The 20,531-nt window shown below is 31.9% G+C and carries 18 protein-coding genes; 10 read left to right on the top strand and 8 right to left on the bottom strand.

Annotated features, from left to right (window positions below; genetic code table 11):
• Positions 1 to 67: 67 nt before the first annotated feature.
• The 3 genes from BXY80_RS10215 to BXY80_RS10205 all read right to left on the bottom strand — a co-directional run bounded on the left by BXY80_RS10215 (position 68) and on the right by BXY80_RS10205 (position 2,660).
• Positions 68 to 709, bottom strand: coding sequence for an outer membrane beta-barrel protein (locus BXY80_RS10215; protein WP_120201620.1), 642 nt, complete (start codon positions 707 to 709; stop codon positions 68 to 70).
• A gap of 133 nt (positions 710 to 842) precedes the next feature.
• Positions 843 to 1,796 carry a transketolase family protein gene (locus tag BXY80_RS10210; protein WP_120201618.1) on the bottom strand — a complete coding sequence of 318 codons (954 nt, stop codon included), beginning with the start codon at positions 1,794 to 1,796 and terminating at the stop codon, positions 843 to 845.
• Positions 1,797 to 1,814: 18 nt separating this feature from the next.
• Positions 1,815 to 2,660, bottom strand: a complete 846-nt coding sequence (locus tag BXY80_RS10205) for a transketolase (protein WP_120202022.1) — start codon at positions 2,658 to 2,660, stop codon at positions 1,815 to 1,817.
• A 259-nt stretch (positions 2,661 to 2,919) separates the two neighbouring features.
• Here BXY80_RS10205 and tgt point away from each other — a divergent pair, with 259 nt between their 5' ends.
• The 10 genes from tgt (at position 2,920) to BXY80_RS10155 (ending at position 13,647) form a co-directional block, all read left to right on the top strand.
• Entirely contained in the window at positions 2,920 to 4,050 is a 1,131-nt protein-coding gene (gene tgt / locus BXY80_RS10200) for a tRNA guanosine(34) transglycosylase Tgt (RefSeq protein WP_120201617.1), read from the top strand.
• A complete protein-coding gene (locus tag BXY80_RS10195) occupies positions 4,050 to 5,129 on the top strand; it encodes an LptF/LptG family permease (RefSeq protein WP_120201615.1) in 1,080 nt (359 codons plus the stop codon). The genes tgt and BXY80_RS10195 overlap by 1 nt, the downstream gene beginning before the upstream one ends.
• Positions 5,116 to 6,015 (top strand): DMT family transporter, encoded by a 900-nt coding sequence (locus tag BXY80_RS10190; RefSeq protein ID WP_120201613.1) that lies wholly within the window; start codon positions 5,116 to 5,118, stop codon positions 6,013 to 6,015. The genes BXY80_RS10195 and BXY80_RS10190 overlap by 14 nt, the downstream gene beginning before the upstream one ends.
• A gap of 150 nt (positions 6,016 to 6,165) precedes the next feature.
• Positions 6,166 to 7,119: an acetyl-CoA carboxylase carboxyltransferase subunit alpha gene (locus tag BXY80_RS10185; RefSeq protein WP_120201611.1), complete on the top strand. Its 954-nt coding sequence runs from the start codon at positions 6,166 to 6,168 to the stop codon at positions 7,117 to 7,119.
• A 168-nt stretch (positions 7,120 to 7,287) separates the two neighbouring features.
• On the top strand, positions 7,288 to 8,829 hold the full coding sequence (dnaB, locus tag BXY80_RS10180; RefSeq protein WP_120201610.1) for a replicative DNA helicase: 1,542 nt from the start codon (positions 7,288 to 7,290) through the stop codon (positions 8,827 to 8,829).
• Positions 8,830 to 8,895: 66 nt separating this feature from the next.
• Positions 8,896 to 9,942 carry an AI-2E family transporter gene (locus BXY80_RS10175; RefSeq protein ID WP_120201608.1) on the top strand — a complete coding sequence of 349 codons (1,047 nt, stop codon included), beginning with the start codon at positions 8,896 to 8,898 and terminating at the stop codon, positions 9,940 to 9,942.
• A 174-nt stretch (positions 9,943 to 10,116) separates the two neighbouring features.
• Positions 10,117 to 11,301, top strand: a complete 1,185-nt coding sequence (locus BXY80_RS10170; protein WP_120201606.1) for an asparagine synthetase B — start codon at positions 10,117 to 10,119, stop codon at positions 11,299 to 11,301.
• 101 nt (positions 11,302 to 11,402) lie between these two features.
• A complete protein-coding gene (locus tag BXY80_RS10165; protein WP_120201604.1) occupies positions 11,403 to 12,158 on the top strand; it encodes a DUF6090 family protein in 756 nt (251 codons plus the stop codon).
• A gap of 114 nt (positions 12,159 to 12,272) precedes the next feature.
• On the top strand, positions 12,273 to 12,551 hold the full coding sequence (locus BXY80_RS10160; RefSeq protein WP_120201602.1) for an EF-hand domain-containing protein: 279 nt from the start codon (positions 12,273 to 12,275) through the stop codon (positions 12,549 to 12,551).
• Between the two features lie 10 nt (positions 12,552 to 12,561).
• Positions 12,562 to 13,647 carry an adenylate/guanylate cyclase domain-containing protein gene (locus BXY80_RS10155; RefSeq protein WP_120201600.1) on the top strand — a complete coding sequence of 362 codons (1,086 nt, stop codon included), beginning with the start codon at positions 12,562 to 12,564 and terminating at the stop codon, positions 13,645 to 13,647.
• A 15-nt stretch (positions 13,648 to 13,662) separates the two neighbouring features.
• Here the strand turns inward: BXY80_RS10155 and BXY80_RS10150 are convergent, their stop codons facing one another.
• The 5 genes from BXY80_RS10150 to thrS form a co-directional block, all read right to left on the bottom strand.
• Positions 13,663 to 16,923: an amidohydrolase family protein gene (locus BXY80_RS10150; RefSeq protein ID WP_120201598.1), complete on the bottom strand. Its 3,261-nt coding sequence runs from the start codon at positions 16,921 to 16,923 to the stop codon at positions 13,663 to 13,665.
• Between the two features lie 158 nt (positions 16,924 to 17,081).
• Complete coding sequence (rplT, locus tag BXY80_RS10145) at positions 17,082 to 17,426, bottom strand: 50S ribosomal protein L20 (RefSeq protein WP_120201596.1); 345 nt, start codon at positions 17,424 to 17,426, stop codon at positions 17,082 to 17,084.
• A 102-nt stretch (positions 17,427 to 17,528) separates the two neighbouring features.
• A complete protein-coding gene (gene rpmI, locus BXY80_RS10140) occupies positions 17,529 to 17,726 on the bottom strand; it encodes a 50S ribosomal protein L35 (protein ID WP_019388182.1) in 198 nt (65 codons plus the stop codon).
• Between the two features lie 66 nt (positions 17,727 to 17,792).
• The gene (gene infC / locus BXY80_RS10135) at positions 17,793 to 18,338 is read right to left on the bottom strand and encodes a translation initiation factor IF-3 (RefSeq protein ID WP_120201594.1); all 546 of its coding nucleotides are present in this window, start codon (positions 18,336 to 18,338) and stop codon (positions 17,793 to 17,795) included.
• 41 nt (positions 18,339 to 18,379) lie between these two features.
• Entirely contained in the window at positions 18,380 to 20,320 is a 1,941-nt protein-coding gene (gene thrS, locus BXY80_RS10130; protein ID WP_120201592.1) for a threonine--tRNA ligase, read from the bottom strand.
• Between the last annotated feature and the right edge of the window lie 211 nt (positions 20,321 to 20,531).

Below are 20,531 nucleotides of genomic sequence, written 5' to 3'. Positions count from 1 at the left end.
TAGATATAAAATAAAAGCCCACATTTATTAAATGTGGGCTTTTATTTTTAAGTTTAATTATTTCTGTCTATAAGGCAACAGATAAACTTAAAATAAGTTGGTCTGGCCTTGTGTCAATTCTGCTAACAACACTAGTTCCTAAATTATTATCAATAAAGTTGGCTTCATTATTACTAAAGCCTCTCTCATATCTTAAATCGATACCAATTTTATTTAAACTTAAACCAATACCAAAGTTTAAGCCTATAGAAAAATCATTGTCTATATTGCTTATATCAACACCATCAAATTCTGTATCTAATATATATTGTAATGATGGACCACCAAACACGCTTACAGGACCCAGAACCTTAATACCTACCAAAAGTGGTGCATCAATTTTTTTCATATTAAAATCATCATTATTATAATCACTTTTTGTGCTTGTATACACAAGCTCAGGTCTAAAATAGAGTTGGTTTCCTATCTTTCCAAAAAAGCCTAAATGATACCCAATATTTCTATCTGGATTTTGCGCATTATCTCCAATAGATTGAAAATAATCTCCATTGGCATTGTAGTTTAATCCGCCTTTAATTCCAAAAGAGCTTCCTTTTTGAGCATAAATACTAACACAAAATAATGATAGTATAAGTGTACTAATAACTAAATTTTTACTCACGTCATTTTTGTTGAATAAGTATTCGTGAAATTTTTTTAAAATTTTCATAATATTCGTTTTTTGTGATTTTGATGTATAGTATCAAAAACGCTGCCAAACAGATATTATTTCCTACAGCTTACTCTATTTTTTAATAAAGGTGTATAGTAAATTATTTGAAAATTAGTGGTTTATGGCTCTTTTATTTTCTTTTCATGACTGTTTCTGAAGCTTTAATGATGGCATTTGCATTAAGACCATATTTTTCCATGAGCTGAGCTGGAGTTCCAGACTCACCAAAAGTATCATTTGTTGCAACAAATTCTTGAGGTGTTGGTTTATGCTGTGCTAAAACGCGAGCTACACTTTCTCCTAAACCACCAAGATAATTATGCTCTTCTGCAGTAACTATGCATCCAGTTTTAGATACAGAATCGATAATAGCTTTATCATCTAAAGGTTTAATAGTATGAATATTTATGACTTCTGCAGAAATTCCTTTACTTTCTAATGTTGTAGCAGCTTCAAGCGCTTCCCAAACTAAATGGCCAGTTGCAACTATAGTTACATCTGTTCCTTCTGTTAAATGAAGAGCTTTTCCAATCTCAAATTTTTGATTTTCAGGAGTGAAATTAGCTACTTTTGGTCTTCCAAAACGCAAGTAAACTGGACCATGATGCTCGGCAATTGCAATGGTTGCAGCTTTAGTTTGATTATAATCACATGGGTTTATAACTACCATTCCTGGTAACATTTTCATGAGCCCAATGTCTTCTAAAATTTGATGTGTTGCACCATCTTCTCCTAATGTTAATCCAGCGTGTGATGCACAGATTTTCACATTCTTGTCTGAGTATGCTACACTTTGCCTTATTTGATCATAAACACGACCAGTAGAAAAATTAGCAAAAGTTCCTGTAAATGGAATTTTACCACCAATTGTCATTCCCGCTGCTAGACCAATCATATTTGCTTCAGCAATTCCAACTTGAAAAAAGCGTTCAGGATGATTTTTTTTAAAATCATCCATTTTTAATGAGCCAATTAAATCTGCACAAAGTGCAACAACATTTTCATTAGTTTGTCCTAACTCTGTTAATCCAGCTCCAAAACCTGAGCGTGTATCTTTATTTCCTGTGTTTGTATATGTTTTCATTGTTTTCTTGATTGATGATTAATAATCTCCTAAAGTTTCTGCATTTTGAGCCAATCCTATTTCTAATTGCTCATCATTAGGAGCTTTACCGTGCCATGCGTGTGTATGCATCATAAAGTCAACACCATTTCCCATAACTGTTTTTAGTAAAACACATACGGGTTTACCTTTTCCTGTTAGTGATTTTGCTTCAGCCATTCCTTTTAAAATGGCATCCATATTATTTCCTTCTTCAATATCAACAACAGTCCAACCAAAAGCTTCAAATTTACTTCTTATACTTCCCATGGCTAAAACATCATCTGTAGAGCCATCAATTTGCTGACCATTTAAATCAATCGTAGAAATAATATTATCTACGTTATTTGCAGCAGCATACATAATGCCTTCCCAGTTTTGACCTTCTTGTAACTCGCCATCACCATGCAAACTGTATACCAAGTGATTATCATTGTTAAGTTTCTTGGTTGCTGCAGCACCTAAGGCAACACTAAAACCTTGACCAAGCGAACCTGATGCAACTCTTACACCTGGTAAACCTTCATGGGTTGTTGGGTGTCCTTGTAGTCTAGAATTTATAAGTCTAAATGTATTTAGTTCATCAACAGGAAAATAACCAGATCTTGCTAGAACACTATAAAAAACTGGAGATATATGGCCATTAGATAAGAAGAAAAGATCTTCGCCAATTCCATCCATATCAAATGAATCATTTCTGTTCATTATCTCTTGATAAAGTGCTACAAAAAATTCTGCACATCCTAGTGATCCACCTGGATGACCAGAATTTACTTTATGTACCATTCTAAGTATATCTCTTCTTACTTGAGTGGTTAAATCTTCTAATTGTTGTGTGTTTGGCATGTTAAAATTGTAAGTTGTTTTCAGCATCAAAAGTAAAATATTAAACAAGCTAAACAAAAGGAGATTAAAAGCACTTATTAACGAATTTTAGTCATTTGCTAACAATTTCGATTTTATTAAGAAGTTAATGCAGTTTAGTTATTTATCTTTACTCAGTTATTTTTATTTTATTATAAATGACTTCGTGAACCTTTATGAAATTTCTAAGAAATTAAAATAAAAAAAATGTGTAGGTTTGCCGACTGATGATTTCTTGAATATGACTTTCGAATTAAAGAATAAAGATACACAAAGCAGTGCTAGAGCTGGAGTTATTACTACAGATCACGGTAAGATAGAGACACCTATATTTATGCCTGTAGGTACTGTTGCTTCTGTAAAAGGCGTACACCAACGTGAACTTAAAAACGATATTAATCCTGATATAATTTTGGGCAATACATATCATTTGTATTTAAGGCCGCAAACACCAATTTTAGAACAAGCAGGTGGTTTGCATAAATTCATGAACTGGGACAGAAATATTTTAACCGATTCTGGAGGCTATCAAGTGTATTCTTTGTCTGCTAATCGAAAAATTAAAGAAGAAGGTGTTAAATTTAAATCTCATATTGATGGAAGTTATCATACTTTTACGCCAGAGAATGTAATGGAAATCCAAAGAAGTATTGGAGCTGACATTATCATGGCTTTTGATGAATGTACACCATATCCTTGCGATTATAATTATGCTAAGCGTTCTATGCACATGACACATCGTTGGTTAGAGCGTTGTCTAACACATTTAGATAAAACCCCTTTTAAGTATGATTATGAGCAAACATTTTTCCCAATAGTTCAAGGTAGTACTTATAAGGATTTAAGAAAGCAATCTGCAGAATATATTGCAAATGCAGGAGCACAAGGTAATGCCATTGGAGGCTTGTCTGTTGGTGAGCCAGCAGAAGAAATGTATGCGATGACCGAAGTTGTGACAGATATTTTACCAGAAGACAAACCACGTTATTTAATGGGCGTTGGTACACCAATCAATATATTAGAAAATATAGCGTTAGGTGTAGATATGTTTGACTGTGTTATGCCAACTAGAAATGCTAGAAATGGAATGTTATTTACAGCTCACGGTACAATAAATATGAAGAATGCAAAATGGAAAGATGATTTCTCTCCTATTGATGACATGGGAATTACTTTTGTAGATACAGAATATAGTAAAGCGTATTTAAAACATTTATTTTCTGTGAATGAATTATTAGGAAAGCAAATTGCTACCATACATAATTTAGGATTCTATATGTGGTTGGTAAGAGAAGCAAGAAAGCATATATTAGCAGGAGATTTTAGAACATGGAAAGATATGATGGTTAAACAAATGGATAAACGTCTATAATGTTAAAAATATTAGATTGGTACATATTAAAACGTTACTTGTTTACATTTTTAATGATGTTACTTTTGTTTATACCAATTGGAATAACAGTAAACCTAGCTGAAAAAATAGGTAAGATTCTTGAAAAAGAAGTGCCTTTTCCAGCTGTTGCTCAATATTATTTAGATTTCACAATTAACTTTGCCAATCTTCTGTTTCCAATTTTATTATTTCTATCTGTTATTTGGTTTACTTCAAAACTAGCCAATAATACAGAGATTGTTGCTTTTTTAAGTTCAGGTGTTTCTTTTTCTAGATTTTTGAGACCATATATGATTGGTGCTTCTATAATTGCGGCGTTTGCCTTAGTGCTTGGTTTGTATTTAGCCCCAAAAGCTAGTAAAGGGTTTAATCAATTTAAGTATAAGTATCTTAAAAGTAGTCGGGATGTTATGCAAACTCAAAATATATATAGACAGATTAATGATAATGATTATATCTATGTAAGTAATTTTGATACAAGATCTAAGCGAGGAAATAATTTTACATTAGAACATTTTGACGGCAATAAGCTTAAGTACAAAATATCTGCGACAACCATTAAATATGTTGAAGAAGATTCTACATACAACCTAATTAATTACGTAAAACGAACCATTGGAGACCATGACGAAATTATTGAATCACAACGTAGGTTTGATACTGTTTTTTCATTTGATTTAGAAGATTTAACACCTGTAAAATACATTGCAGAAACTTTGCAGTATAATGAATTAAATAGATTCATAGAAAAAGAAAAACAAAGAGGATCTTCAAATATTGGTAGATATGAAGTTGTAAAGTATAAAAAATGGAGTCTTCCGGTTTCAGTATTTATACTAACCATAATTGCTGTTGCTGTGTCTTCAATTAAGCGTCGTGGTGGTATGGGAGTCAATCTTGCAATAGGGATTACTATTGCTATGATTTATGTATTCTTTGACAAAGTTTTTGGGGTGATGGCAGAGCAATCAGACTTTTCACCTATAATAGCGGTTTGGTTTCCAAATGTTGTTTTTGGTATACTGGCTTTATTCCTTTTACGTAATGCCAAACGCTAAGCTTAACAACTATTTTCATCTTCATTTTTTAGTATTTATTGCTGGTTTTACAGCCATTCTTGGTAAACTAATCTCTATTGGATCAATTCCTCTCGTATGGTATAGAATGTTAATTGCTGGGCTTTTAATGTTTGGCTACATCAAGCTTATCAAACTAAAAATTAAGGTAGATATAAAGGCAATGCTCAAATTTTTTGGAGCAGGTATTTTTATTGCCTTGCATTGGATTACTTTTTTTGAATCCATTAATCAATCTAATATATCTATAGCTTTAGCAATGTTTTCTATAGGCGCTTTTTTTGCATCCTTTATTGAACCATTAATCTATAGAAGACAAATAATTTGGTATGAAATCATCTTTGGAATTATTGTTATTATAGGCGTGGTTCTTATAACACAAAGTGAAATAAAATACATTAACGGTATACTATTAGGTATTTCATCGGCTTTGTTCTCAACACTTTTTGCAGTAATTAATGGTAAGTTTATTGAAAAATATAATGCAACTGTAATTTCATTTTATGAGTTTATAAGTGGTGTTGTTTTTATAACACTATTTCTTTTGCTTTTTCAAGATGGGTTTAGTGCCGATTTTTTTATGTTGTCTACATCAGATTGGGTTTGGCTTTTAATTTTGGCATCAGTATGCACAGCCTATGCATTTATAGGTGCAGTGCATGTTATGAAGTACTTAAGTCCTTATACAGTAATTCTAACTTATAATTTAGAACCCATATATGGTGTTTTAATGGCTTTAATTGTATTTCCAAAATCTGAAACAATGAGTTCTCAGTTTTATTATGGCGCCATACTTATTATAGTTACAGTGTTATTGGATGGTATTTTAAAAAACTACAAAAACATGAAAAAGAAAACGAGTACGTAAGCCAAATCAATTAAAGTTTTATATTTTCTTTGATAATAATTACCTTTGTTTTATGGATAAAGAGAACCTATATTTAGTGTTTTTCGTTCCTTATAAGAGAAAAAAAATATGTAGGTTTGCATACTAACTAAAAACTAAACTTAAGTTTAAATGGAATATTTAGATTTTGAGCTCCCAATAAAAGAATTACAAGACCAATTAGAAAAGTGTCAAGTTATAGGAAAAGAAAGTGATGTAGATGTTACTGAAACCTGTGAGAAGATTGAAAAAAAACTAGTTGAGACTAAAAAGGATATTTATAAAAACCTTACGGCTTGGCAACGCGTACAGTTATCACGTCATCCAAACAGACCTTATACATTAGATCATATTACTGCACTTTGTGGTGATTCATTTTTAGAACTTCATGGTGATAGAAATGTAAAAGATGACAAAGCAATGATTGGCGGTCTTGGTAAAATTGGAGACCAAAGTTATATGTTTATAGGTCAACAAAAAGGATACAATACAAAAACAAGGCAGTACAGAAATTTTGGAATGTCTAACCCAGAAGGTTACAGAAAAGCATTACGCTTAATGAAGTCTGCTGAAAAATTTGGAATTCCTGTTGTAACCCTTATAGATACTCCTGGGGCATACCCTGGTTTAGAAGCAGAAGAACGTGGGCAAGGCGAAGCTATTGCTAGAAATATTCTAGAAATGACACGTTTAAAAGTGCCCATTATTACTGTTATTATTGGCGAAGGTGCTTCTGGTGGAGCTTTAGGTATTGGAGTAGGAGACAAAGTGTTAATGTTAGAGAACACATGGTATTCAGTAATTTCTCCTGAGTCTTGTTCATCTATTTTGTGGCGTAGTTGGGAATATAAAGAACAAGCTGCAGAAGCTTTAAAACTAACTGCTCCAGATATGAAAAAACTGCATTTAGTTGATGATATTATAAAAGAACCTCTTGGTGGAGCTCATACAGATAGAGAGAAAACATTTTTAGCTGTAAAAAAAGCAATTGAAGCTAATTATGACGAACTTAAAAACTTATCACCAAAAGATTTGATAAATCAGCGTATGGATAAATACGCAAAAATGGGTGTCTTTAAAGGCTAAACCTTATTACATAAAGGATTAAAAAAACTGAAACTTTATGTTTCGGTTTTTTTTATCACTATTAACAATATATTTAAGTTATTAACAGTTAAATTGTTCATTACCTGTTGAGATTGAGAAGATTAAAAAAAGAAGTTCTTCTTTGCAATTTATTTACATTCGCATTCTATGAAACAACCCAACCAGATACAAGGCTATAAAGTTGATAAAAGCACAATTATTAGCTTAGAAAAAGGCAAAATACCGCCGCAAGCAATTGATTTAGAAGAAGTTGTGTTGGGTGCAATGATGATTGATAAAAAAGGGGTTGATGAGGTAATTGACATTTTAAGCCCAGACGCTTTTTATAAAGAATCTCATAAACATATCTTTGAAGCAATTTTCAAATTATTTGAAAACAGTGAGCCAGTCGACTTATTAACCGTTTCTAGTCAACTTAAAAAGGACGCTAAGTTAGATTTGGTAGGAGGTGATTTTTACCTTATTTCGCTTACCCAACGCGTCTCATCTTCAGCTCACATTGAATTTCATGCACGTATCATTCTTCAAAAATATATTCAGCGTAGTTTAATAAAAATTTCAAACGAAATTATAGAAGAAGCTTACGACGAAACAAAAGATGTTTTCGATTTATTAGACAATGCAGAAGCTAAACTATATGAAGTTACTCAAGGTAACGTTAAGAAATCTACAGAGACAGCTCAAAGTTTAGTAATTCAAGCCAAAAAGAAAATTGAAGAAATTTCTAATAAAGAGGGTTTAAGTGGTATTCCTTCAGGTTTTACAAAATTAGATAAGCTAACTTCTGGTTGGCAAGAGAGTGATTTAATTATTGTTGCGGCGCGTCCAGGTATGGGTAAAACTGCATTAACTCTAACTATGGCAAGAAACATTGCTGTAGAACAAAATATACCTGTCGCTTTTTTCTCTTTAGAGATGGCTTCGGTACAATTAATTACACGTTTAATTTCTAGTGAAACTGGTTTGTCTTCAGAAAAACTTAGAACCGGAAAACTTGAAAAACACGAATGGGAACAGCTTAATGTAAAAGTAAAAACATTAGAAAAAGCACCATTATTTATTGATGATACACCTTCGTTATCTATTTTTGATTTAAGAGCAAAAGCGAGGCGTTTGGCATCTCAGCATGGTATTAAGATGATTATTATTGATTATTTACAGCTAATGACTGGTGGTGGAAGTCAAAAAGGAGGAAACAGAGAGCAAGAAATATCTATGATTTCTCGTAACCTTAAAGCCTTAGCTAAAGAATTAAGTGTACCGGTAATAGCTTTATCTCAATTATCGCGTGCTGTAGAAACTCGTGGCGGAAGCAAAAGGCCATTATTATCAGATTTACGTGAATCTGGAGCTATTGAGCAAGATGCAGATATTGTATCATTTATTTATAGACCAGAATATTATAAGATTGACGAATGGGATGATGACGAGCGTTCACCAACCGAAGGTCAAGGAGAGTTTATTGTTGCAAAGCATAGAAATGGAGGCTTAGAAAACATACGTTTAAAATTTATTGGGCATTTAGGTAAGTTTGATAATTTAGATGATTTTGATACGCCATTTGGTGAATTTCATTCTAAAATGAATGCAGCTGCAAATGACGATACGTTTAAACCAGATAATTTCCCTTCTGCTTCTGATGCTTTTGGTGCTCCAGAAGAACCAGACGATAATGATGTTCCATTTTAAAATTTTTTAAGCATTTGTGAAAGCATTTTAGCTTAACTTTGACTTATAGAAAAGAAAACTTGCCTCATGTTAAATCAAAGACGTACTACTAATATTTTGCTACTACTTATTGTAGTTCCATTAGTGTTTTATTTATTAAAAACGCTGTCGTTTATATTTATCCCATTAATTTCTTCAATGTTCATCGCTTTATTGTTTTTACCATTAATGCGTTGGTTAGGAAAACGAAACGTACCTCGGTTATTGAGTATTATAATCGTGGTAGCTCTAATTGTTATTGGTGTTTTTATAGGTGTTGAGTTAGTGCAACTTTCGAGTAAGCAAATTTTATCAAATGACACTGGTTTTTTTGGTAAGGCTGAAATTAAAATTAACGATTTAATGCTTTACATGCAAGATAAGGTTGGCATGGAGTATAATCCTGACGGTAATTTTTTAGCACAATTCTTTCAGAAAGAAACCATTGGATCAACTTTTGATTTTGTTAGAAAGTTTTTAACTAACATCTTAATGATTACCTTTTTTACAATTTTATGGTTGTCTGAGTCTATTAATATGCATAAGGTTTTAAATAATACAATTTTAAAGCAAAGACATGCATCGATAAAAGCATTCATGAAAATTGAAAAAGATTTAATTACCTTTATAAAAGTTAAGTTTTTAGTGAGTTTACTTACAGGTATTGGTACAGGTTTAGCATGCGTATTTTTTGATGTAAGTTTTCCTATTTTTTGGGGATTATTTGCGTTCTTAATTAATTTTGTTCAAATGGTAGGTTCGTTTATTTCTGTAATATTATTATCAATTTTTGCCTTTGTTGAGTTAGATCCAACAAGTACATTATTCTTTTTTATTCTTTCAATTACAGGAGTGCAAGTATTATTTGGAGCTATTTTAGAACCTATTTTTATGGGGAAATCATTTTCTATTAACGTCATTACAGTTTTAATAATGTTAATGCTTTGGGGATATATATGGGGAATTCCAGGACTTATTATGGCAATACCTATAACAGTGTTTTTAAAAATAATTTTAGAGCAGTTTCCTAGCACCAAAGTTATTGCATCGCTACTTTCTGGACCAGAACCAAAGATTAAACCCATAAAAAAATAAGGATTCTCTCTTATCTTATAAAATCGTAATTAGGCTAAAAAATTATAAAACTATATTAAAGCCTTTAGTTTAGCGTTAATTTTTAAGTATCTTTCGATTATGAAGAAGACCTTAACTTTATTAATATTCCTGATTATAGTTGCAAATACGTATGCATCTTATATTCTAATACCTATGAATGCTGATGAGCAACAGAATCATTTAAAAGCATATGGCGTAACCTATTGGACACTAGAAAAACAGTTAAAAGTAAAATGGCTACTTAATTATAAAGGTGGTTCTTTTCTATTACCAGATGCAGAAGAAATTCAGCGCGAATGTCAGATTAGAGGTGTAAGTTTCGAAGTGATTTCTAATGCTAAAGCCGAAGAGATTTTAGAGTTAATAAGTAGTCCTTCACAAAACATGGAAGCTGTTGTTCTAGAAAAAGCGCCAAAAATAGCAGTGTATTCTCCGCATGGTCAACAACCTTGGGATGATGCCGTAACCATGGTATTAACCTATGCCGAGATTCCTTATGAAACGGTTTATGACGAAGAAGTTTTAAACGATGCCTTAATTTTATACGATTGGTTGCATTTGCACCATGAAGATTTTACAGGACAATACGGTAAATTTTATAGATCATTTAGATCTGCTGCTTGGTATATTGAAGAAAAAAAAGCGGCAGAAGCTTTAGCAACCAAACTTGGATATAATAAAGTATCTGAAGAAAAACTAGCCGTGGCACAAAAAATAAGAGATTATGTTATTGGTGGCGGATTTATGTTTGCTATGTGTAGTGCAACAGACAGTTTTGATATTGCATTATCAGCTTCTGGTGTAGATATTTGCGAACCAATGTTTGATGGCGACGGAAGTGATCCTAGCTACCAAAGTAAAATAGACTACTCTAAAACCTTTGCATTTAAAGATTATATTTTAGAACGCAACCCAAATGTATATGAGTTTTCGTCTATAGATATGACACAAAAGCGTAGAATCCCTAAAACTACAGATTACTTTTCGCTTATGGAATTTTCTGCAAAATGGGATCCAATTCCATCAATGCTTTGCCAAAACCATACAGCTTTAGTAAAAGGTTTTATGGGACAAACCACATCATTTACTAGAGAGCAAATTAAATCTAATGTATTGGTTATGGGAGAAAATAAAACCAATAACGAGGCCAAATATATACATGGTATAAAAGGAAAGGGCTTTTTTACGTTTTATGGCGGCCATGATCCAGAAGATTATACACATAAAGTTGGTGATCCCAAAACCGAACTCGATTTGCACCCAACGTCTCCAGGATATCGTTTAATACTTAATAACGTTTTGTTTCCTGCAGCTAAAAAGAAGAAGCAGAAAACGTGATTTAAGAATCTAATGTTTATTTATATACACTAGTTGTGCTTCATTATTCTAACTTGATTGGAATAGAATAATTATCCTAACTTTCGAGAAATAACTAACCAATGATAAAATTCTTTAGAAAAATTAGACAAAAAATGCTGATTGAAAGTAAATTCAGTAAGTATTTGTTATATGCTATTGGTGAAATTGTACTTGTAGTTATTGGAATTTTAATTGCACTTCAAATAAACAATTCAAATAATAAAAAAATAGAAACCCAAAGAGAGTTTAAATACCTGACAAATATTAAGCTTGATTTAAAAAAAGATGTTGAAAATCTTGAATACAGTATAGATTTCAGGCAAAAAAAATCATTAGGAATTGAAAAAATAATACGTCAAATAAACGGACAACCTATTCAAGATTTAAACGAAACAACTTATAATGTAATAAACACTTTAAACCAGGAAAGGTTTCAACCTAGCAATGTTACATACAATGATTTAGTAAACTCTGGTAATATGAACCTTATTTCTAACGATTCAATAAAAATATATTTGTTTGAATTATCACTTCATTATCAACAAAATTTATTCAATATTGAACATGAAACTGCGGAATATGAAGAAAACACATCTAAATCAATTTTGAAATTAGTTGATATCGAACGAATGAAGCCTGTGTTTTTAGGAAAAAAAACTGCAGAACAAGTAAATATTTCAGAAAAAGACTTCAAGACTCTTTTTGAAAGTCTTGAATATAAAAATGGATGTGTTGTAGCAAAATGGACTTCTGAAGGAATGATTGAGCTTTATCAAAATATCAAAAAAAAATCAGAGCATGTCATAGAATTAATTAATACAGAACTGAAAAAATAACGAAAGCACAACAACGTATATAATTAATTGTTAGTTCTGTGTATTCTAAAACCCATAGGATTTCTTAAGTTCATTTTCTTTTTATTATTTTAGATAATATAACAATGCTTTATTATGGCAACAAAAGAGATTATACTTAACAAAATTCAAATTTTAATTACTAACCATTTTGGTTCTCCAGAAGAAGCCTTTAGTTTTTTTGATAAAAATAGTAATGGTAAACTAACAAAAAAGGAAATTGTAAAGCTTTTAAAACAAGCCAAAATTAGTGGTTTTATAAGAGGTATTGTTGCTAACAGACTTATTGATGGCTACGATAAAGATGGTGACGGATTAATAGATTGGGAAGAGTTTAAATTTGCAATAGATGACATAAGTGATAAATCTAGATAACCTATAATTAATGCAAACTAGCTTAAAGCAATTTGGCGTATTACTAATTCAATCTTTAGTTTTTTGGGTATTAGCATTTTTATTATTTGCGCTTATAAGGTATAATGGTCAAAAAGAAGAATTAGCCATTTTTATTGACGAGCCTTTAAGTTTGCCTACATATTTTTGGTACCATTATGCACTCCTTATTGGTTTGATTATTGGTGTTTTTTATGCCATAATCGAATTTTTGTTTGAGACATTTTTAAATAAAAGGCTGATATTAGGTTTAAATGTCATTATTAAAACTATTATCTATTTTATTTTTATCATTGCTTCGTTGAGTATAATTTCAATATTTGTAGAAGACCAATTAGATATCAATCTTTCAAACGATATGGGTTGGTGGAGAGAAAGCAAATTGTTTTGGAATATTGTTATCTACTTTTTAGTTGCTTCTATTGTGTTCTCGTTTATTAAGATTGCTAACGATAAATTTGGACGAGGCACTTTTTTTAATATGCTTATTGGTAAGTATAGAAAACCACAAGAAGAAGAGCGTATTTTAATGTTTTTAGACCTTAAAGATTCTACAACTATTGCCGAAAGTTTAGGACATACCATTTACAGTCAGTTTATTCAAGACTGTTTTTTAGATTTAAATAGAATCCTTAATAAATTTGATGCCGAAGTCTATCAATATGTTGGTGACGAAGCTGTGTTAAGTTGGAATTATAAAAACGGACTTAAAAATAGCAAGTGTATTGAGTTGTTTTTTGCATTTCAAAATCAATTACAAAAACGTAACCAATTTTATAATGCAACTTATGAGTTTATGCCAGAATTTAAAGCAGGTTTACATGCCGGAAAACTTATGATTGCAGAAGTTGGTTTAATAAAAAAGGAATTAGCTTATCATGGTGATGTGATTAATACAACAGCTAGAATTCAAGGTGAATGTAATGTGTATAACGAATCGCTTTTAATTTCTGAAGTACTGTTAAATATGATAAAACTGAACAGTTTTTTTATAACCAATCATCTTGGAGAGATCCTTTTAAAAGGTAAGCAATCTAAGATTAATATTTATTCTATAAAAAAAGCCTATTCAATTTGAATAGACTTTTTGATTTTAATGTGAAGACCCTATATGACAACCACAAGTTTCTTGCATGAAACTTTGGCTTTCTTCATGCCAAGGAAAAGCTTCGTTGTATTTTGAGTTTTCCCAATAGAATTTTGAACGTTCTTTTGGTTCGTTGCCAATTTCATTCATAGTATCTGTGTCATACAAACGACCATTAATCATAGTGTAAACAATACTTTCAGAATTTTTAATATCATCTAATGGGTTCTTGTCCATAATAATTAAATCGGCAAGCTTACCTTTTTTTAAAGAACCAATATCATTACTAGCTCCAATATAATTTGCGCCATTAATTGTAGCAGCTTTTAAAGCTTCGTGATTTGTCATTCCGCCTTGTTGTAGTAGCCATAACTCCCAATGTGCACCAAGACCTTGTAATTGACCATGAGCACCAAGATTTACTTTTACACCAGCATCGCTTAGAGATTTAGCCGTTTTAGAAACCAATATATGACCATTAGTATATTCTTCATCAGGGATCATTGTACGATGTCTTGAGCGAGAATCAATAATACCTCTTGGTGTGTATTTTAATAGCTTTTTATTTTCCCACACATTGCTGTTTTGATACCAATAAAATTCACCATTTACGCCACCATAATTTACAATAAGTGTAGGTGTATAGCCAACATTGCTATTTCCCCAAAGTTCTAGTACATCTTTATAAACAGGAGCAACAGGAATATTATGTTCTACGCCAGTATGTCCATCCATAATCATAGTAATATTATGGTAAAAGTTTGAACCACCTTCTGGTACTACAAAAATACCTTCTTCGCGTGCAGCTTGCAATACTTGTTGACGTTGTTCACGTCTAGGTTGGTTATAACTTTTAACAGATAAAGCTCCAAAAGCTTTAGTTCGTCTAATAGAAGAACGCGCATCATCAAGATTATTAATAACAGCTTTAAAATCTCCATCTGCACCATAAAGGATAAAACCAGTAGAGTAGAGACGTGGTCCTACAAGAGTTCCGTTTTTTTGAAGCTCTGAAAGTGCAAAAACTGTTTCAGAATGTGCAGATGGATCATGAGCCGTAGTTACACCATAAGCTAAATTTGCATAAAATTGCCAATGTTTTTGTGTTGTTAATCCATAACGGAAACCTCCAATATGCGCATGTACATCTATAAGTCCCGGCATAATAGTTTTTCCAGATACATCGTACACTTTTGCGTTTGAAGGAATTGTAATATCTGAAGCTTTACCAATAGATTCAATAACATTGTTTTTAACTATTATGGTACCATTCTCAATAATTTCGTCGCCTTCCATTGTGATAATACGAGCACCTTTTAAAGCAATAGTTCCTTGAGGTTTATCAGTTTTAGCTTCAAGATTAATTTTAATTCCGGTTTCTACAAGTTTGGTGTCTTCTGCTGCTTTTGTAGAAAAGTATTGGTTGCCTAATGTCCAATGTATTGTTTTGCTGTCTTTAGACCAATGCAAGTTTATACCAGCATCTTTTGATAATTGTGTAACAGGTACAAATTTTGTTTTATCTGTTATATCTAATGTTTGTCCGGCTTTTGGCATTGGAGCCATGTATACTTTATGTAGGTGTACAAAGGCAATCCAATTTCCGTCAGGACTAACAACTAACCTGTTACCATGCTTAGATTTTACTAATATTTTTTCGTCAAAACCATTAAGGTCTACGCTTTTTAGTTCTTTAGTTAATGCACCAAAAAACAAACCTCCTTTTTGGTAAATAATTTTAGTGTCATTAGCATTAAAAACTGGTAAGTCGCCTTCTTTAGTTATAAACTTAGTATTAGAGCCGTCAGCATTCATTACATATAATCCTGATTTTTTTGCATAGGTTCGTCCTTGTTCATTATTACCAGATTCTTTTTTGTAAACGATTTTGTTTCCGCTTTGCGAATAAGAAGGATTTCTAAAAATACCTTTGTTAGAGTTTAGTTTTGTTGGAGTTCCTCCATTTACAGAAATTTTATAAATACCACCAAGGTTTTGGTCGTTCCATGTTACGTACACTATATGTTTTCCGTCTGGAGAAAAAGAAGGTTCAAATTCAAAATCTGTACTAGAAGTTAAACGCTTAGGCGTTCCATTAGGAAGCTTTTGAGTCCATAAATAACCCAAAGCGTTAAAGGCTAAAGTCTTTCCATCTGGTGAAGTTACCGCATGACGAATAACATTAACATCAAACTTCTCAGGTGCAACAGGCGTATCTACTTCAATAGCTTCGGCAATTTTAATAGTAGCATCAACTTGAAAAGGAATTTCTGTAGCTTTTAATGAGTTAATATTAATACGATTTATTTTTCCGCCAGACCAAAAAATGATATCCTCATTATTTGGTAGCCAATTGTAGTTAGTATATACACCAAAAATAGCCCAAGCTTCTTGTTGGTCTTTATTAAGTTGGTCGTAAATTGGCCATTCTTCGCCAGTTTCTAAATCATGTATATAGAGCACTGTTTTTGTACGCACACGTTTTACAAATGCTAATTTTTTTCCGTCTTTAGAGATTTGTGGTCGTGCTGCGCCTCCTGGTCCACCTGTAATTCTATCTATTTCGCCAGTCTCCATATTATATCTATTTATAACATAAATTTGACTGTTTGGGTTTTTGTTATATTGAAAAAATCCTCCAGGATACATATCTTCACTATAATATAAATATTTACCATCAGATGATAAACTAGGTTCGTTTACATCTTGCTGGTCGTTTTTCTTTTTTGTGAGTTGTACACCACTTCCTCCAGATTTATGATACATCCATAATTCTCCAGCTCCTGCAGAACGTGTTGATGTAAAATGTTTTCTAGCTATAAGGTAGTTGCTATCTGTGGTCCAAATGGCATTGTTAAGTAATCTAAAGTTTTCTTTAGTTACTTGTTTTGCATCACTACCATCACTATTCATAATCCAAATATTATCGCCACCACCAGCATCACTAGTAAATGATATGGATTTGCCATCTGGACTAAAACGAGGTTGAATTTCAAAAGCTAATCCTTGTCTAAGTACTTTTGCTTTTCCGCCATTAATATCTAATTTATAGATATCGCCTAGCAAATCAAAAACAATAGATTTACCGTCTGGGCTTACATCTAGATTCATCCATGTGCCTTCGTTGGTAGAAAGTTTTAATTCTTTAAAGTTCCAATTGCCTTCTGGGTTTGAAACATTCCAAGTTTTTTTATCGTCTTTATCTTGACTAAATGCATTTGAGAAAATAAGTAAAAGTAGGAGTGTAGTTAGTTTTATAGGATTCATTATGATAAATTTTTTGAAAGCGAAAGATAATTATAATTAACTAAAATAAATGTTAATGATTAGCTAAGCTTAGAGTTGAAAATTGAACAAAAAAAATCCGATTCAATTAAGAATCGGATTTTTATAAGCGAATTGTTGTTATTATTTAGGCGAACGCCTTACTTTACTTTATTTACTATAGCTTCAAAAGCTTCTGGGTTGTTCATCGCTAAATCTGCAAGAACCTTACGATTTAATTCGATATTGTTAGCTTTAAGTTTCCCCATAAATCTTGAATAGCTCATTCCATGTAATCTTGCACCTGCATTAATACGCATAATCCATAATGCACGGAATGTTCTTTTTTTGTTTCTACGATCTCTATACGAATATTGCATCGCTTTGTCAACCGCATTTTTTGCTACTGTCCAAACGTTTTTACGTCTTCCAAAGTAACCTTTTGCTTGCTTAAGAACCTTTTTTCTTCTGGCTCTTTTTGCTACTGAATTTACTGATCTTGGCATTTCTTAATTGTTTTTTGTAGTAGGCGGTCAATACATGACACTTGCTAAATTTTTTTGCCTAACTCCAGGGTTTATAAATTGTTTTAACCGATTAAAACGTTATTACTTTAAACGTAACATTGTTTTAATATTGTCCTCATCTGCTTTGTGTACCAAAGTGTCATGAGTTAAAGCTAGCTTACGCTTTTTAGATTTTTTTGTCAATATATGACTCTTAAAAGCGTGCTTTCTTTTAATCTTACCAGTGCCAGTTAGTTTAAAACGTTTCTTAGCACTTGATTTAGTTTTCATTTTAGGCATTATTTCTCCTAGTTTTAATTTACGTTTCGCTTATTATTGTTATCTGCTGAAGTTTTAACTCAGCGGTTATTTTGCTTTTTTGGGAGCTATGAACATAATCATTCGCTTTCCCTCAAGTTTTGGCATTTGTTCTACTTTACCAAACTCTTCTAAATCTTGAGCCAATTTTAATAATAAAATGTGGCCTTTCTCTTTAAAAATGATAGAACGTCCTTTAAAAAACACAAAGGCTTTAAGTTTAGCTCCATCTTTTAAAAATTTTTCAGCATGTTTCTTTTTAAACTCATAATCGTGGTCATCTGTATTTGGACCAAATCGAATTTCTTTGACGATTACTTTAGTTGCTTTAGATTTTAATGCCTTGTCTCTTTTCTTCTGCTCGTAAAGAAACTTTTTATAGTCCATTACCTTACATACAGGAGGATCAGCCTTTGGCGAAATTTCAACAAGATCTAAACCCTGCTCATCTGCAATAGATAATGCTTCTCTTGTTGAATAAATACCAACTTCTACATTATCACCTACAAGTCTTACCTTTTCGGCTCTAATTTTTGAATTAATATTGTGTTGATCTTCTTTTACTACTCGCTTAGAGTAACTTCTTCTACGTATTGCTATGGCTTATATATTTTAGTTAAACTTAATGTTCTATTTTAAAATGTCTTTAATGTTTTTTTAATTTCATCATCAACAATTTTTGAGAATGCATCTACACTAATCATGCCTAAATCTTCTCCTCCATGTTGACGAACAGAAATCATGTTTTCTTTCTCTTCATTCTCGCCAATAATAATCATATATGGGATTTTATTCATTTCCGCTTCACGGATTTTCTTCCCAATAGTTTCATTTCTATTATCTACGAGGGCGCGAATTTCGTGATTTTCTAACAAATTTAAAACTTTTTCAGCGTATTTTTCATATTTCTCACTTAATGACAAGATAATTACTTGTTCTGGCATGAGCCATAATGGGAAATTTCCGCCTGTATGTTCTAAAAGAATAGCAATAAAACGTTCCATACTTCCAAATGGAGCTCTATGTATCATTACTGGTCTATGAAGCTCATTATCACTGCCTTTATAGGTTAAGTCAAACCGCTCTGGTAAGGTGTAATCTACCTGAATTGTACCTAATTGCCATTGTCTGCCTAAAGCATCTTTTACCATGAAATCTAACTTAGGACCATAAAAAGCTGCTTCACCAGTTTCTATAACATAATTTAGGTTTTTGTCTTTTGCAGCATTAATTATGGCTTGTTCTGCTTTTTCCCATAATGCATTATCGCCAATATATTTATCCGGATTTTCAGGATCTCTTAAAGAAACTTGAGCAGTAAAGTTTTCAAAACCTAAAGAACCAAAAACATATAATACTAAATCTATTACGCTTTTAAATTCTTGATCTAACTGATCTGGTGTGCAAAATATATGTGCGTCATCTTGAGTAAAACCTCTAACACGAGTTAAGCCATGAAGTTCGCCGCTTTGTTCATATCTATATACTGTGCCAAATTCTGCATATCGTTTAGGTAGTTCTTTGTACGAAAATGGTTTGGCATTATATACCTCGCAATGATGAGGACAGTTCATTGGTTTTAATAAAAACTCTTCATCTGCTTTAGGTGTATGAATGGGTTGAAAGCTATCTTCTCCATATTTAGCATAATGTCCAGAAGTTACATATAATTCTTTTTGACCTATATGAGGTGTTACTACCATTTCGTAACCAGCTTTTTTCTGAGCTTTTTTTAGGAAATTTTCTAAACGCTCGCGAAGAGCAGCACCTTTAGGAAGCCATAAAGGAAGTCCTTGACCTACTTTTTGAGAGAAAGTAAATAACTCAAGTTCTTTGCCAAGTTTCCTGTGGTCTCTCTTTTTAGCCTCTTCTAGTAAATTTAAGTATTCGGTTAACTCTTTTTGTTTTGGAAAAGAGATGCCGTATATTCTAGTTAGTTGTTTATTATTTTCGTCTCCTCTCCAATATGCCCCAGCTACAGAAAGAATTTTCACAGCTTTAATAATACTAGTATTTGGAATATGACCGCCTCTACATAAATCTGTAAATGTTGAATGGTCACAGAATGTTATAGTACCATCTTCAAGGTTTTCAATTAACTCAACTTTATAGTCGTTGTTTTGAGACTTATATAATGATAAAGCATCTTGTTTTGTAACGGAACGCATTTTAAAATCATGTTTTCCTCTCGCAATCTCGATCATTTTAGTTTCAATTGCTTTAAAATCTTTATCAGAAATTGATTGATCTCCAAAATCTACATCGTAATAGAAGCCATTCTCAATTGCAGGGCCAATTGAAAGTTTTGCGTTAGGATAAATATCTTCAATAGCCTGAGCTAATACGTGAGCAGAAGAATGCCAGAACGCTTTTTTACCTTCAGGATTGTTCCAAGTATATAATATTAATGAACCATTAGTAGTTAATGGTGTAGATGTTTCTATTGTGATATTATTAAAGTTTGCTGAAATAACATTTCTAGCAAAACCCTCACTGATGCTTTTAGCAACGTCTAATGAAGTAATTCCGCTTTCAAATTTTTTTACTGTTCCGTCTGGTAGAGTAATATCAATCATTTATTAAGTATGTAATAATTTAAGTTGACAAAGATACTGTGATAAATATTTACATACAATACATATATATGTATAATTTCTTTCTAGGGAGATATTAAAGAAGTAAGGTGTTTAAGATCTCTAAAGTCTTTATTACAAGGGTTGTAAGAATGCGGTAAAAAAATAAATAAAAAAAAGATAAAAAAAGGGTTGTGAATAAAGAAAAGGGTTT

It is taken from the genome of Ichthyenterobacterium magnum, assembly GCF_003610635.1.
Taxonomy (GTDB): Bacteria; Bacteroidota; Bacteroidia; order Flavobacteriales; family Flavobacteriaceae; genus Ichthyenterobacterium; species Ichthyenterobacterium magnum.
This window is presented reverse-complemented; position numbering and strand designations above follow the sequence as displayed.

Bases quoted from the DNA above. Each gene is read 5' to 3' on its own strand.
- BXY80_RS10215 (WP_120201620.1), bottom strand. From the start codon at position 709: ATGAAAATTTTAAAAAAATTTCACGAATACTTATTCAACAAAAATGAC.
- BXY80_RS10210 (WP_120201618.1), bottom strand. From the start codon at position 1,796: ATGAAAACATATACAAACACAGGAAATAAAGATACACGCTCAGGTTTT.
- BXY80_RS10205 (WP_120202022.1), bottom strand. From the start codon at position 2,660: ATGCCAAACACACAACAATTAGAAGATTTAACCACTCAAGTAAGAAGA.
- tgt (WP_120201617.1), top strand. From the start codon at position 2,920: ATGACTTTCGAATTAAAGAATAAAGATACACAAAGCAGTGCTAGAGCT.
- BXY80_RS10195 (WP_120201615.1), top strand. From the start codon at position 4,050: ATGTTAAAAATATTAGATTGGTACATATTAAAACGTTACTTGTTTACA.
- BXY80_RS10190 (WP_120201613.1), top strand. From the start codon at position 5,116: ATGCCAAACGCTAAGCTTAACAACTATTTTCATCTTCATTTTTTAGTA.
- BXY80_RS10185 (WP_120201611.1), top strand. From the start codon at position 6,166: ATGGAATATTTAGATTTTGAGCTCCCAATAAAAGAATTACAAGACCAA.
- dnaB (WP_120201610.1), top strand. From the start codon at position 7,288: ATGAAACAACCCAACCAGATACAAGGCTATAAAGTTGATAAAAGCACA.
- BXY80_RS10175 (WP_120201608.1), top strand. From the start codon at position 8,896: ATGTTAAATCAAAGACGTACTACTAATATTTTGCTACTACTTATTGTA.
- BXY80_RS10170 (WP_120201606.1), top strand. From the start codon at position 10,117: ATGAATGCTGATGAGCAACAGAATCATTTAAAAGCATATGGCGTAACC.
- BXY80_RS10165 (WP_120201604.1), top strand. From the start codon at position 11,403: ATGATAAAATTCTTTAGAAAAATTAGACAAAAAATGCTGATTGAAAGT.
- BXY80_RS10160 (WP_120201602.1), top strand. From the start codon at position 12,273: ATGGCAACAAAAGAGATTATACTTAACAAAATTCAAATTTTAATTACT.
- BXY80_RS10155 (WP_120201600.1), top strand. From the start codon at position 12,562: ATGCAAACTAGCTTAAAGCAATTTGGCGTATTACTAATTCAATCTTTA.
- BXY80_RS10150 (WP_120201598.1), bottom strand. From the start codon at position 16,923: ATGAATCCTATAAAACTAACTACACTCCTACTTTTACTTATTTTCTCA.
- rplT (WP_120201596.1), bottom strand. From the start codon at position 17,426: ATGCCAAGATCAGTAAATTCAGTAGCAAAAAGAGCCAGAAGAAAAAAG.
- rpmI (WP_019388182.1), bottom strand. From the start codon at position 17,726: ATGCCTAAAATGAAAACTAAATCAAGTGCTAAGAAACGTTTTAAACTA.
- thrS (WP_120201592.1), bottom strand. From the start codon at position 20,320: ATGATTGATATTACTCTACCAGACGGAACAGTAAAAAAATTTGAAAGC.